This is a genomic window from Dictyobacter alpinus (assembly GCF_003967575.1).
GTDB classification, from domain to species: domain Bacteria; phylum Chloroflexota; class Ktedonobacteria; order Ktedonobacterales; family Ktedonobacteraceae; genus Dictyobacter; species Dictyobacter alpinus.
Map to the genome: position 1 here is coordinate 1,195,933 of NZ_BIFT01000001.1, position 13,537 is coordinate 1,209,469.

A 13,537-nucleotide genomic window follows, 5' to 3' on the forward strand; every position below is an offset into this window, starting at 1 on the left:
CGTATTACCTTTGTAGAGGGATGCGAGTAAACGTTTCAACGTCAATCAAGCCTTGATCCGTCAATTTAAGTGACGGGATAACTGAAAGTGAAAGGAAACTCAGGGTCATACAAGGATGCTCCAGGGAACATCCCAGTTCAGCGGCAGCGGCATCCAGTGTACGTAATTGTTGCACCACTTCGGCCGCTGGTAGTGGTGAGACCAGACCACCAATCGGCAACGCGACACGCGCTTTGATCTGCCCATCTACGACGCAGACAAAACCGCCTCCCATCTCTTCCAATGTATATGCAGCCAGCAGAATATCACTATCACTCGCGCCCGCAATTACTATATTATGAGCATCGTGAGCGACACTGGAGGCGATGGCCCCCTTTCGCAGGCCAAAGCCTTTAACCAGGCCCAGCCCTACCCGTCCACTGGCATGGTGTCGCTCAATCACTACCAGTTTCAACAGATCGCGCTCAGGATCAGCCACAATCTCATCCTGTCGCAAAGGAGCCTCTTCGCGCAGGTGCCTGGTCGTAATCTGTCCAGGTTCGATACCGATAACTTCCACCAGCCCTGGTTTTCCGGCGATGCGCAAGTCAGCTTCAGTAACATTTCCAATATGTACAGTACCGGTGATGTTGGTGATACTTGAGGGCTCTTCCACAATTTCAGCCAGCAAAGAGCCAGCCTGCGCAGTCAAAACACCATCTTTATAAACTTCCGCCACCTGAAATGTAGCCAGATCATCCAGAACGACCAGATCCGCGCGATACCCCGGGGCAATCGCGCCACGATTCTGTAAACCAAAATATTGAGCGGTACTATATGATGCCAGACGTATGGCCTCAACCGGATCCAGTCCCAGCTCGATCGCGCGGCGCACCATCGAGTCGATATGCCCACGGGTCATGATATCGGCAGGATCACGATCATCGGTCACAAAAAATACACGGGGAGGATGTAGCTCTTTGACTAACGGGAGGAGCGCATCGAGATTCTGGGCGGCCGACCCTTCACGAATCATCAGCCACATGCCCAGACGAATACGCTGTCGCGCCTCTTCTACTGTTGTACACTCATGATCTGACTGGATGCCTGCCACAACATACGCATTCAAATCGCGTGCGTTAACACCAGGAGCATGTCCATCCACCGCCAGACGGTGTTGCTGTGTGGCTTGAATCTTTGCCAGCACCTGGGAGTCCGCTCCCAGGACACCAGGAATATTCATCATCTCGGCCAGACCCAGCACACGCTCTTCACCCAACAACTGTATGAGATCCTCGGCTAATAACGTGCGATAAGGGCTCTCAAAGCTGGATGCAGGCACGCAGGATGATAACATTACATAGGCGGCCATAGGCACGTTGCGGCCTGCTTCTAGCACATAGCGAATGCCATCCAGGCCCAGGACATTGGCAAATTCATGGGGATCAAGCATAACGGTGGTCACGCCACGCGGAACCACCAGACGCGCGAATTCGGCCAGGGTCAACATCGTACTTTCGATATGCATATGACCATCAATCAGCGCAGGAGCTAACCAGCGACCTTGCAAATCACGCACCTCATGGGCAGTATAGGGTGTGTGTGCACTATCATCTTGAGCCAGTACACCCACCACCATACCATCCGCAATCGCGATATCTGCCTGATAACACTCTCCGCTACAGACATTCACCAGCCTTGCATTACGCAGCAACAGATCTGCTGGCTCTTCACCACGTGCGATCCGAATATGCCTTCGTAATTCATCCATCAATATCCTCACTTCTGCTGCAAATAGCTGCATCCAAAGAACCCAACTCGCCACCTTCTAACTATGCATCCACTCCCAAATACTACCTTATTATTCTTCTGGCGAAAGCCATTTTCTATCGAACTCAGTAGCAGATTTTAACACATAGATTTACTTTTGCTCTAATTCAGCCGACACGATAACCATTATGGGTGTACATGGGTACCAGATTTAAGCCACAATATCATAAGAAGCCAATTTAAAACCAGATTTTCATCCCGCGGGACCTCTCTAACGTATACTCTATAGCAGACGGTTGTTAATACCCACTGCGCATGCAGCGAAAGGATAACCAGAATGGAAAATAATAATACTGTTGGTGGCGCGATCGTCAAGATCGTTGCCCTGACCGGCGGCGCGATCGCTGGCGCAATCCTTGCCAACTGGTTCGATAAGGTACTGAGTGATATCGCTCATGAACGATCAGATTTTGACAAGGCCCGCTATGCACAGGGACTTAGCTCGCGGGAAATTCCTGCGCAAGAGCGAAGTACCAACAAAAATGAAACACGCATCATCAAAATTGAGCACGGAGATTATCAGGCGTATCAGGAAGAAGAGGACCTATAATATATGTCTCAGCAGATGACGCCGGGCGAACGGGTGCGTGCCGCCTTGCGAGGAGAAACAGTGGATCGGGTGCCATTCTGTTTCTGGCATCATTTTCGACCACAAGGCTCTGGCAAACAATTGGCGGCGGCAACCTTTGAGTTCTTTAAAACGAAGTATGAACTGGATATCGTTAAGATTATGCCAGATCTGCCTTATCCTGAGCCGGTAGAAGGTATTCAGGAGGTGGAGCAGCTGCGTTTTCTGCCTCGCCTGGAGCTAGAGACACCGGCTTTTCAAGAGCAACTACTCTGCATACGCCTGTTGCGCCAGCAACTAGGCCCCGATTATCCCTTAATATTGACCCTGTTTAGTCCACTCACCTACCTCTTTAACTTTATGGGAGCCGACTTCACCGGAAAAAATCTCATCCTGGCAGGAGCTCGCAGTAATCCTGCTCCAATAGAAAAAGGACTGGCGATAGTCGCGGACAATCTACAGCGCCTGATGCAGGCTGCCATTGCTGCCGGTGCCAGTGGTATTTTCTTTTCCTGTATGGGAGCTACCAATGCGGATTTTAGCCGTGAAGAATATCTACGCTTCGGCCGTCCTTATGATCTGGAAGCGCTCAAGGGTGCGCAGGCCGGCTGGCTCAATATTGTCCATATCCATGCGGATCCCAGTCAGATAGAGGATCAGGTCTACTTTGATCTATTCACCGACTATCCAGTACAGGTATTGAGCTGGAGTGATCGCCTGACTGGACCAAGCCTGGGTGAAGCCCTGGAACTGACCGATAAATGTCTGATGGGTGGTCTCTGGGAGCGGGGTCCATTGACCCATGGTAGCGAGACTGAGATTGAGAATGAGATGCTGGGGGCAATCATGCAGACGAAAGGCCATCGCTTGATTCTGGCTAATGGCTGCTCAATTCCTGATGATGTGTCGGAACGGCCACTACAGATCGCACGTAGGCTGCTTGATCAATTACACTAATGGAGATATGGGTGTGCTCCATCATGTTATATGGAGCACACATCCATCAAGCTAGCAATCAGGCCACAATGTGGCTTTTGGTGTCATCGGATAGGAGAGACACCTTCGGTAGCTCGGCACCTGTACCTGAAGTGGTGCTATGCAAAGACTGAATAGTATCTTCAAGACGATTCAAGACCGTATCGATCTCGTCCATGGTCATGACCAGTGGCGGCTCGATACGAATCACACGGGAGTTATTCAAGGTACCTGAAATCAACACTCCACGTTTGAACAGGCCTGAAGCAATCTCATAGCCGATATCATCATTAACAAAATGCTGTCCGATCAGCAGTCCCTTGCCCGTAATATCGGTATAAATGTCTGAATGGCGCGCGGCAATTTCTTTCAAATGCTTGATGAAATACTCGCCCTTCTCAGCAGCCTGCTCGACCAGATTCTCTTCAAGCGTGACATTGATAGCGGCAATGGCAGCGGCACAGGCCAATGGATTGCCACCAGTGGTGGAGGTATGAATAAAAGGATTGCTATTAAACACGCTCCAGATTTTTGGACTGGCCATAAAAGCCCCAATCGGCATGACACCACCACCCAGAGCCTTGGCAGACGTGATAATATCTGGCGCCACATCCCAATGATCAACCCCCCACAACTTGCCAGTCCGTCCAAGTCCAGTCTGTACTTCATCCGCGATCAGTAAAACTTCATGTTCATCACAGAGCTGTCGCACCCTTGGCCAGTAGTCATCTGGCGGCACAATCGCGCCCGCTTCACCCTGGATCGGCTCAAGCACAACGGCTGCAATGTCATTGCCCACTTCTTTGGCAATACTTAATTGCTGCTCAATCGCCTCGGCATCCCCAAAGGGCACGTGATAGATATTGTTATGCAATGGCATCGCTGGCCGCCGGAAGATTGATTTTCCGGTTAACGAAAGCGAGCCAGTTGTCTTCCCATGGAAACCACGCACAGCCGCGATAAAACCACTCTTACGTGTATACAGCTTGGCAACTTTCATGGCACCTTCTACCGCCTCGGTACCACTACCAACAAAGAAACTATACTGGATATCGCCAGGAGTAATCTCTGCCAGCAGATGTGCCAGCATACCACGTAGAGGATCTAATAACTCTTGTGTAGGTAACGGACTCTTCTGTAGCTGTGCCTGTACGGCCCCTATGACCTTAGGATGTGCCCAGCCCAGGTTAAAGACACCAAAGCCACCCAGGCAGTCGATATATTCCTTCCCCATCACATCTCTGAAGGTTGCTCCACGGCCAGTCCATTCCACCGAAGCAAAATCACCTGCTTCCGCGACCGATTTACGATATTCGATAAATCCACTGTTATAATATTTGGCAAAATTCTCAACCGTGGTCTCCACCAGCCACTCAGCCTCGCTTTTTCCTAGCTGGGGCTTGTGCACAACATCAAGATAGCGCTGGGAGTCATTAAGGGCCTTTAGTAAACCATCGGAACTCATATAAATCCTTTCCGGGAATGCGGCAAAAGCAATCTCTGCCACGGTCGATCCGCATACATCTGACAGCACCACTATGCTTGCTTGTAAGCAACTAGTGCTTGTGGGTAGAGAGATACCTATCCTTGAAGATAGGAGTGAATAGAGCAGGACAAGAATAATTTGCTGACGTTATTTTAAGCTAATACACCATAAAACGTGCATCTACCCATTAGAGGGCATAGAGATACACGGTTTTCGCTAGAGATTAGTTAAAAAACCTGACTAACTGGATAGCAGAAAACAGAGCGGAGAGTTGCTCAGGGGTAGCAAGTAGACAGGTGAAAACCCCGAAAGACATAGAATTTCGGGATATAACCACCTTTATGTGGGTTAGAGGCAAGTGCTTTTTTCATAAGACACCGTTCTTCGAGATTGAGCCTGGTAAAATTTTCTATTTCTTAGTATAGCTGACAACCCCGAATAAAGCAAGCGTCATGTGAAAACGACAGGGCTTTTAAATTTTCCTCTTCCTGGCGCCTACGGCGCCGGAGTCTGGTGTGTGTTCTGTGGGCGGCCGCGGCCGCCCACAGAACACACACCAGACCAGAAATACTCTGTATATGATTTGCCTGACAGTTACTCCCGGCTGAAAATGAAAAAGCCCTGTGAAAACGAAACGTGAAAACGTTATTGTGAAAAACTCAGGATTCCCTGGGCGCGCAGTTTTTGGATGATGTACATGGTGGTCTCGGTTGAAAGCCGGCAGAGTTGGGCAATTCGTTCGACGGTACGCTGTCCATCGATCAATTGATAGACTTTGCGTGTACTCGCATCCTGAAATTGATTGAGTGGGGTTTCACGTATCCGATATGGAATAGCTGATGAGGTCAGCGGCATAACCGCGGGTATGGCCGACGATGTTTGTGGTGATATCGCTAATGGAGCCGTTTGTGAAGAGAGATAAACCCTGGAGATCTGGTCTGTATTTTGTGGACTCATCGTAGACGTTTGCCATTCCAGCACACCAGCGAGATTCAGGATGCTTTCAATCCGATTCAAGGCGATCGATCCTTGATTCGGACCCACCCAGAGTTGGCAGGCCACGATTTGACCACGATTAAAAGTAATCTGTATCTTTCCTGCTGCATTAACGCCAGCAATGGTGTACATTCTGGCTGCTGGAATCTCAGCCTCTAGCAAACCATTAAAGTCAATGGCATGCAAACGATTAACGATTATTACTCCATCAAGTTGTAAACTAGTCACAATATCATCCTAAAAATTTGTAGATTTAAATAATATCATTGCAAAGCAGGTAAACTACATAATCGGGGTTACCAGACGACAGCCAGACATAGATATTCATGTGTAGTACGTATGATTAGACATGAATAGATACATAAAAACAGGTAAGCCAGTACACTTACCTGTTTTTAGTCGTCTGATTTATATGCCAGGAAGCTTTTTTGGCTGCTGGGTAGCCCGGCTAGATGGTAAAACTCGGGATCGATTAGGGCGTAACAGGAGACCAAAGAATGTCAGCAGTGAAACGGCGCCCACTACAATTAAACTTACTTCGTAGGCCGGATGACCGGTTACAATCGCAGTATAATCGGTGGCAAAAAGCAGTGCAACTTCGAGACATAAAAACGCAGTTAACACTATCAATATAAGTGTAAACCAGGAATACTTTGCTTTCCAGGACATCGCATTATTCCCCTCTAGACTGCTTGCAATAAAAATAAGAACATAATTTTTTGCAGTTAACGTACGATACAAGTTTTTAGTAGCAATGCTTTTATGTATCGATTTATTGTGAACGATCACAACTACCTACAATAAGTCTACACATAAAAATAAGCGAACCTCGCAGACACGAAGTGCTAACAAAAAACTATACATGGTAGTAACTAATTGAAAATAATTATAGCATAATTCGTCGTTAAATACAGTATCTTGTCAGCGCTCCTCAATTATGATAATTTTACTAGTATCGAATCTACGACTATTAATAGATGTCAATCCTTAACCTTTCAAAAGGCATCATCATGCATAAAATATTTCGTAATGCTGGCCGCATCGGCTTAATCCTGATTGTACTGGCGCTAGCTTACCTGTTGTACTACTTTAAACCTCTACCAGCAACTGAGCCGGCTCTGGCTGCCATGCATAGCAGTACAGGTGTCACAGTTTCGACCGATAGTAATACCATCACCTTTCAGCCAGCGAAACAGGCAACGACAGGCTATATTTTTTACCCTGGCGCTCTCGTGGATCCAGACGCCTATGCCTACTACATGCACAATCTGGCCGAGCACCAGATCGCAACCTTCATTGTAAAGATGCCCTTTGGTTTCGCTCTTTTCGATAATGAGCGTGCCGCGAGTATTATTGCCGCCCATCCAGAAATCAAACACTGGGTGCTGGGGGGACATTCACTGGGAGGGGTAAGCGCCAGTATCTTTACCGCCGAACACGCCAATCAGGTCCAGGGCCTTGTCCTTTATGCTTCCTATCCTGCCTCCAATATCTCACAGCAACTCCCCCATACCCGTGTTCTATCAATCTCTGGCAGTCAGGACGGGCTGGCCACGCCCGCTAAAATCAAGGTCAACAAACCCCTGCTACCCGCCAACACCCAGTATGTCGTGATCCAGGGTAGCATCCACAGCTACTTTGGCGAGTATGGTCACCAATCAGGCGATGGTGACCCCAAAATCTCTCGTGACGATGCCCGCACACAGATCCTCAATCATACTTTGAGCTTCTTACAGCAAATCCAATAAAACCTGTATTCCATATATACATATAAAGGAGCCGGCACTGGAGTAGAAAGTATAATCCAGGACCGGCTCCTTCACGTTCGGTTAATGTTGTATGGGTTATGTGGTATATTCGCCGTTGATCTTGACGTATTCATAGGATAGGTCGCAGCCCCAGACGGTGGCGCTGGCATCTCCGGTACCGAGGGAGACGCGGATCGCGACTTCGGAGTTTTGTAGGTAGGCGGTCAGTTGTTCCAGCTTGTCCTGACCAAGCGCCTGGCCCTGATAAACGAGTAGATCACCGAAGGCGATGGAGACCTTCTCAGGCAAAATATCAGTATATTGCTGGCATTTGCCGATCGCCATGGCGACACGGCCCCAGTTTGGATCCAGCCCAAAGATGGCGGTCTTGACGAGGGGCGAGTTGACGATGGATTTGGCAACGGTCTTCGCCTGCTCAAAGGAGGCTGCCTGCTCTACCGTTACCTCTAATAGCTTGGTTGCACCTTCCCCGTCACTGGCCAGGTCACGCGCCAGATCGGTAGCCATGGCCAGGAACGCCTGCTTGAAATCCGCCAGGGGGACCTCTCCGGCCAGGCCATTAGCCATGATCGCGACGGTATCGCTGGTACTGGTATCAGTGTCAACGCTGATCATGTTAAAGGTCAGGTTGACGACTTCGTTGAGGCATTGCTTGAGTTGATCAGGAGCAAGCTGGGCATCTGTCATAAAATATGCCAGCATGGTTGCCATATTGGGCTCGATCATGCCTACGCCCTTGCACATTCCTACCAGGACAGCGTCACCAATACGGCAGGCACGCATCTTGGGTCGGGTATCAGTGGTCATGATCGCGTGGGCCGAGACATGAAGCTGCTCTGGACGCATTTCAGCGGCGATACCCTGGATACCAACGCGCATTTTGTCCATGGGCAACTGCCAGCCAATCACACCGGTCGAGGAGGGCAGGATATCTTTGGCTGCGATTTGCAGCTCATCGGCGACCAGCTGGACAATATCACGGGTATTGGCCAGCCCTTGCTCACCGGTAGCTACATTGGCATTCTTACTATTAATAACAAACGCCTGCAACTGACCATCGACAATGTGCTCACGACCAACGGTAATCGCGGCCCCACAAAAACGGCTCTGCGTAAACATAGCCGCCGCCGCCGCCGGTACATCCGAGGCAATGACGGTAAAATCAAGTGTAGTATCCCTGATACCCACATTTTTAGCACATGAGCGAAAACCCTTTGGATAGAATGGTAGCGACTGCATAGATACCCTTCCTCCCATTACAACTAAGCAATTTTTCTGAATAAGCCAGGAGGGGTACAGCATTGGGCTCCCCCAGGTCCGGGTGATCGGCTACCGAGCCGGTGCCGACAGGGTGCGGGAGAAAAAAGCAGCGTCGCCCAGTTCTTCCCAACCATTTTTCATATAAAATTTGCGCGCATAGGATGCACGGATGCGCCGATTCATGAGCAGTAAACGGGTACACCCACGTCGACGCGCCTGCTCTTCGATAGTGGACAGGAGCCGGCTGCCGATGCCCTGTCCGGTTTGGTCTGGATGGATAAACAGCTCTGAGACAAACGCCTCGCTTCCACGCATCAGATGCGCATACCAGTGTACGGCGAGATAGCCAACCACCTGCTCTTGCGTCCCCTCTTGCCGCTGTTCCGCCACCAGAATAGTATGTTCTTGCTCGCGATTTGAGCGTGCCAGTCGTTCCTGAATCTGTGCCAGCGTCTCTGTAAAGGATTCCTTCTGGATAGGTTCAGTCCAACCTAAGTCACGGAGGATAGTAGTGATGGCACTACTATCCTCCATGCGCGCTTCACGAATAGTGATATCCCCCATGGTTTTTAGTCCTGTTTGAGTCCTTGTTGAATCTCGTTCTTGATAACCTGGACAGCCTCGGCAAGAGGCACGATCCGGCTCTCTTTCTGGCTACGCAGTTTGAGCTCGATACCGCCATTTTTTATGGAGCGTTTGCTCAATACTGCGCGCAAGGGCAGGCCGAGCAGGTCCGCATCATTAAACTTGACGCCGGCGCTCTCAATACGATCATCGAACAGGACTTCGACGCCGGCAGCTTGCAGATCTTCATACAGTTGTTCCGCCAACTGACCATTATCGCCTTTGTCCAGGTCCAGTCCCACCAGAGCAAGCTGATAGGGCGCGATGCCAAAGGGCCAGATGATGCCTTTTTCGTCATGGCTCTGCTCAACGGCGATGGCCATTAAACGACCAATACCAATACCATAACAACCCATCAAGAGTGGCTTCTCGTTGCCCTGAGCATCCAGGAAGGTCGCGCCAAAAGGCACACTATAGCGAGTGCCGAGCTTAAAGATATGTCCCAGCTCGCTACCGCGTACGACATGTAAGGTGCCACCACAGACAGCACAGCGTGCGCCATCATAGGCGGAAGCCAGATCTTCCCAAGCATCGACGCGAAAATCACGAGGATAATTGACGTTCTTCACGTGATAATCAACCTTGTTCGCCCCAGCGACAAAATTGTTGCCGGACTTAAGTGAGGTGTCGGCCATAATGAAGATGTCTTTGTCCTTGTTGAGCGGCGATGTAAAGCCGGCCACAATACCGGCGCGCTGTAGCTCTTCGGGAGTAGCGAGATGCAGGTCGCTGGCGGCAATACCGGCCCGGCGCAGTGCGTTGGTCAACTTGACCTCATTGACCTCAAGATCCCCGCGTACGGCGGCCAGGACCATTTTGCCGCCAGCACCATAGCAGACCACCTTCATGGTTTTGGCTGCTGGAATCTTTAAGAACGCGGCCAGATCTTCAATCGAGGAAGCGTTGGGTGTATGTACCTCTTCTAAAGCGACCTCTGACTCACTCTCCAGCTCGCTACGTACAAACTCAGCCTTCTCGGTATTAGCGGCATAGCCACAGGTATCGCATTCAACGGCATCATCTTCACCGGCATCGGTAATGGCAATAAATTCCTGTGAATCTTTACCACCTATGGCTCCACTATCGGCCTGGATGACGATGAAGCGCAGACCACAACGATTGAAGATAGCACTATAAGCCTGGCTGAGAGCACGATAACTTCTGTCCATACCCGCTTCGTCAGCGTCAAAGCTATAGAGATCCTTCATCAAGAACTCACGGGTACGCAGCAGACCACCACGAGGACGTGGCTCATCGCGTAGCTTGACCTGAATCTGATAAACGAGCTGTGGCAGATCACGATAGCTGCGCACAAATTCTTTGGCTAACAGGGTTACCACTTCCTCATGGGTAGGACCCAGTACCATGTTGCGACCCTTACGGTCCTTGAGTTGGAAAAGGACATCAACGCCTTCAGCACGTGAAGGTCCACCATCGGCAGGCTTGACTTCCCAGATGTCGCGGGGCTGGATCACTGGCATGATCACTTCCTGTCCACCAGCACGATCCATCTCCTCGCGTACAATGGTCGAAATTTTCTGAATAACCCGGTTGCCCAGGGGCAGAAAACTATACACACCTGAGGTGAGCTGGCGCATAAAACCAGCGCGCACTAATAATTCCTGATTAACACCCTCGGACTCGCGTGGTACTTCACGCAGGGTGGTGGTTAATTGCTGTGAGATCCGCATTTAATTGCTCCTAAACGGTGAGTACGGCCATATCATTGACCCGCCCACCATGAAAATCTATCATTCGTTGCGCGGTGAGGGCCATGTGGCGCTCGATCGTGGTGAGATCGCTTTCCGCCGGCGCATAGATTACCGCTAAAATCTGTTTTGTCTCGGTCGTCACTTTGGTGCGCTCCGAATCCGAGACGGTAGTCCCCATTACCCCATCGTCATCCGCGATGATGACCTTGTTCTCGACTTGAAAGGTCTGCCTGCCAATACCAGGATAAGCGGTACCGGCAGCGGCAATACGCACTTCTACGCTCCCTTTGACATGCTGCAAGTCATACATACACATCGGCAGCAAAAACTCTAATGAGCAGAGATTATTGATATCGACCGCGGTATTGACCTGAGGTAGTCCCTGTCCTTTAAGTACCCGGCGCAACAAGGCTTCAGATGAAGGCCGATAACGGGTCGGATCAAAACCGAAGGCGCGCTGCATACCGCGTACCGTCGCAATCTGGGGCTGCTCACTCAGTTGCTCCAATGTATAGTCAGCCGCCATCTGCTGGCCGAGGGACTGCATCTGTTGCCAGATCTGCTCATCACGATCACGCACAGCGATTCCGCTAATGGTCGCACAACCAAAGCGTACCCCAAAAATGCGTTCCCGTAAGCCGGGATCAAGCTGTAGTAACATAGAAGTCCTGCCTTTCTTATCCGTGCTGACTTGATGAAGAGAACTTAATATGAACGGGCAAAGATGGCTTCACAGGTAGCGGGCTTACCGGTATAGATACATTTGCCCTGTACCCCACCTTCAGGCTGATCAAACGGGATAATGCGTAAGGTTGCTTTTGTCTCCTCTTTGATAGCCAGTTCGGCCTCTGTATCCTCGGCCCACTTCACACGCACAAAGCCACGCTTCCCGGCGATAATCTCCTTAAATTCAGCATAACTCTCGGTGCTATGGGTATTCTGCTCACGGAAAGCCAGTGCCCGCTGATACAGGGCCTGCTGAATTTCCTCCAGCAGCTCTGGCAGGCGCGTTTCCAGGGCCTCGACCGGAACAGGTTCTTTGGCACGATTATCGCGCCGCACCAGCATGACATTATTATTCTGCACATCGCGTGGACCAATCTCCATGCGCACCGGCACGCCACGCATCTCCCACTCATTGTATTTCCAGCCGGGAGTGTTCTCGCTACGATCTACTTTAACCCGAATCTTCCCCTTGAGCATCTTCTCAACACGATTGACCAGTGCGTTGACGGCTTCCTGCTCTTTGTCTTTGCGCCAGATCGGCACGATTACCACCTGATAAGGCGCCAGTCGTGGAGGCAGGATCAAGCCGGATTTGTCGCCATGGACCATGATTAGTCCGCCAATCATGCGGGTACTCATCCCCCAACTGGTGGTAGAACAGTATTTGCGCTGACCATCGGCATCCAGAAACTGAATATCAAAGCCACGGGCAAAATTGTCACCCAGGTTATGGCTGGTAGCAGATTGCAGAGCCTTGCCATCACCCATCAGCGCTTCAATCGAATAGGTACGTAACGCTCCAGCAAACTTCTCGTTTTCGCTCTTACGGCCAGCTATGACGGGAATCGCGGCATCTTCCTCAGCGATGGCGCGATACACATCGAGCATCAAGCGAGTGCGCTCTTCGGCCTCTTCCAGGGTACGATGGGCGGTATGGCCTTCCTGCCATAAGAACTCCGACGTACGCAAGAAGAGGGAGGTGCGCTTCTCCCAGCGCATCACATTGGCCCACTGATTGATAAGCAAGGGCAGATCGCGGTAACTATGAATCCATTTAGCAAAACTGTAGCCGATGATAGTCTCACTGGTAGGGCGAATGGCCAGCGGCTCCTCCAATTCTTCGCCACCACCACGGGTCACCCAGGCCAGTTCGGGCGCAAAGCCCTCAACATGCTCAGCCTCTTTCTGGATAAAGCTCTGTGGAATCAGCAAAGGAAAATAGGCATTTTGCACATCATGTTCTTTAAAGCGTGCATCGATGCGCTGCTGCAAGTTTTCCCAGAGAGCATAACCATACGGGCGGATAATCATACAGCCACGGACAGGAGCATATTCGGCCAGTTCCGCCTTACGCACAACCTGGTTGTACCACATTGAGAAGTTATCGTCTTGATCTACGATATCCTCCACAAATTTTTCTTCGTTGACCATACTAGAGCATCCCCTTTTTTCACTTAGCAACAAACGAGCATAAAAAAACCCGTCCTCCGAAAGGACGAGTCGATAAACCCGTGGTACCACCTCTTTTGAACTGTATGGCAAACAGTTCCACTTTATGCAGTCAATAGAAACCGCACCTTCTGATAACGGCGAAGGGGTCCCGGTCAGGTTT

At 50.4% G+C, this 13,537-nt stretch carries 11 protein-coding genes; 3 read left to right on the forward strand and 8 right to left on the reverse strand.

Annotated elements, in window-relative coordinates; translation table 11 throughout:
• Positions 1 to 4: 4 nt before the first annotated feature.
• Positions 5 to 1,750 carry an adenine deaminase gene (gene ade, locus EL633_RS04750; RefSeq protein ID WP_126626090.1) on the reverse strand — a complete coding sequence of 582 codons (1,746 nt, stop codon included), beginning with the start codon at positions 1,748 to 1,750 and terminating at the stop codon, positions 5 to 7.
• 336 nt (positions 1,751 to 2,086) lie between these two features.
• Between ade and EL633_RS04755 the strand changes: the two genes are divergently transcribed.
• Both EL633_RS04755 and EL633_RS04760 read left to right on the forward strand, forming a co-directional pair.
• Positions 2,087 to 2,359 carry a hypothetical protein gene (locus EL633_RS04755; RefSeq protein ID WP_126626091.1) on the forward strand — a complete coding sequence of 91 codons (273 nt, stop codon included), beginning with the start codon at positions 2,087 to 2,089 and terminating at the stop codon, positions 2,357 to 2,359.
• A 3-nt stretch (positions 2,360 to 2,362) separates the two neighbouring features.
• Positions 2,363 to 3,334 (forward strand): uroporphyrinogen decarboxylase family protein, encoded by a 972-nt coding sequence (locus EL633_RS04760; RefSeq protein ID WP_126626092.1) that lies wholly within the window; start codon positions 2,363 to 2,365, stop codon positions 3,332 to 3,334.
• A gap of 58 nt (positions 3,335 to 3,392) precedes the next feature.
• Here the strand turns inward: EL633_RS04760 and EL633_RS04765 are convergent, their stop codons facing one another.
• A complete protein-coding gene (locus EL633_RS04765; RefSeq protein ID WP_126626093.1) occupies positions 3,393 to 4,817 on the reverse strand; it encodes a putrescine aminotransferase in 1,425 nt (474 codons plus the stop codon).
• 666 nt (positions 4,818 to 5,483) lie between these two features.
• The gene (locus tag EL633_RS04770; RefSeq protein WP_126626094.1) at positions 5,484 to 6,062 is read right to left on the reverse strand and encodes a hypothetical protein; all 579 of its coding nucleotides are present in this window, start codon (positions 6,060 to 6,062) and stop codon (positions 5,484 to 5,486) included.
• Positions 6,063 to 6,844: 782 nt separating this feature from the next.
• Here EL633_RS04770 and EL633_RS04775 point away from each other — a divergent pair.
• Positions 6,845 to 7,582: an alpha/beta hydrolase gene (locus EL633_RS04775; protein WP_161981950.1), complete on the forward strand. Its 738-nt coding sequence runs from the start codon at positions 6,845 to 6,847 to the stop codon at positions 7,580 to 7,582.
• 96 nt (positions 7,583 to 7,678) lie between these two features.
• Here the strand turns inward: EL633_RS04775 and argJ are convergent, their stop codons facing one another.
• The 5 genes from argJ to proS all read right to left on the reverse strand — a co-directional run bounded on the left by argJ (position 7,679) and on the right by proS (position 13,356).
• Positions 7,679 to 8,842 carry a bifunctional glutamate N-acetyltransferase/amino-acid acetyltransferase ArgJ gene (argJ, locus tag EL633_RS04780; RefSeq protein WP_126626096.1) on the reverse strand — a complete coding sequence of 388 codons (1,164 nt, stop codon included), beginning with the start codon at positions 8,840 to 8,842 and terminating at the stop codon, positions 7,679 to 7,681.
• A 90-nt stretch (positions 8,843 to 8,932) separates the two neighbouring features.
• Complete coding sequence (locus tag EL633_RS04785) at positions 8,933 to 9,427, reverse strand: GNAT family N-acetyltransferase (RefSeq protein WP_126626097.1); 495 nt, start codon at positions 9,425 to 9,427, stop codon at positions 8,933 to 8,935.
• A 5-nt stretch (positions 9,428 to 9,432) separates the two neighbouring features.
• Entirely contained in the window at positions 9,433 to 11,178 is a 1,746-nt protein-coding gene (locus EL633_RS04790; RefSeq protein WP_126626098.1) for a proline--tRNA ligase, read from the reverse strand.
• Positions 11,179 to 11,188: 10 nt separating this feature from the next.
• Positions 11,189 to 11,860 (reverse strand): B3/B4 domain-containing protein, encoded by a 672-nt coding sequence (locus EL633_RS04795; protein ID WP_126626099.1) that lies wholly within the window; start codon positions 11,858 to 11,860, stop codon positions 11,189 to 11,191.
• 44 nt (positions 11,861 to 11,904) lie between these two features.
• The gene (proS, locus tag EL633_RS04800; RefSeq protein ID WP_126626100.1) at positions 11,905 to 13,356 is read right to left on the reverse strand and encodes a proline--tRNA ligase; all 1,452 of its coding nucleotides are present in this window, start codon (positions 13,354 to 13,356) and stop codon (positions 11,905 to 11,907) included.
• Positions 13,357 to 13,537 lie beyond the last annotated feature (181 nt).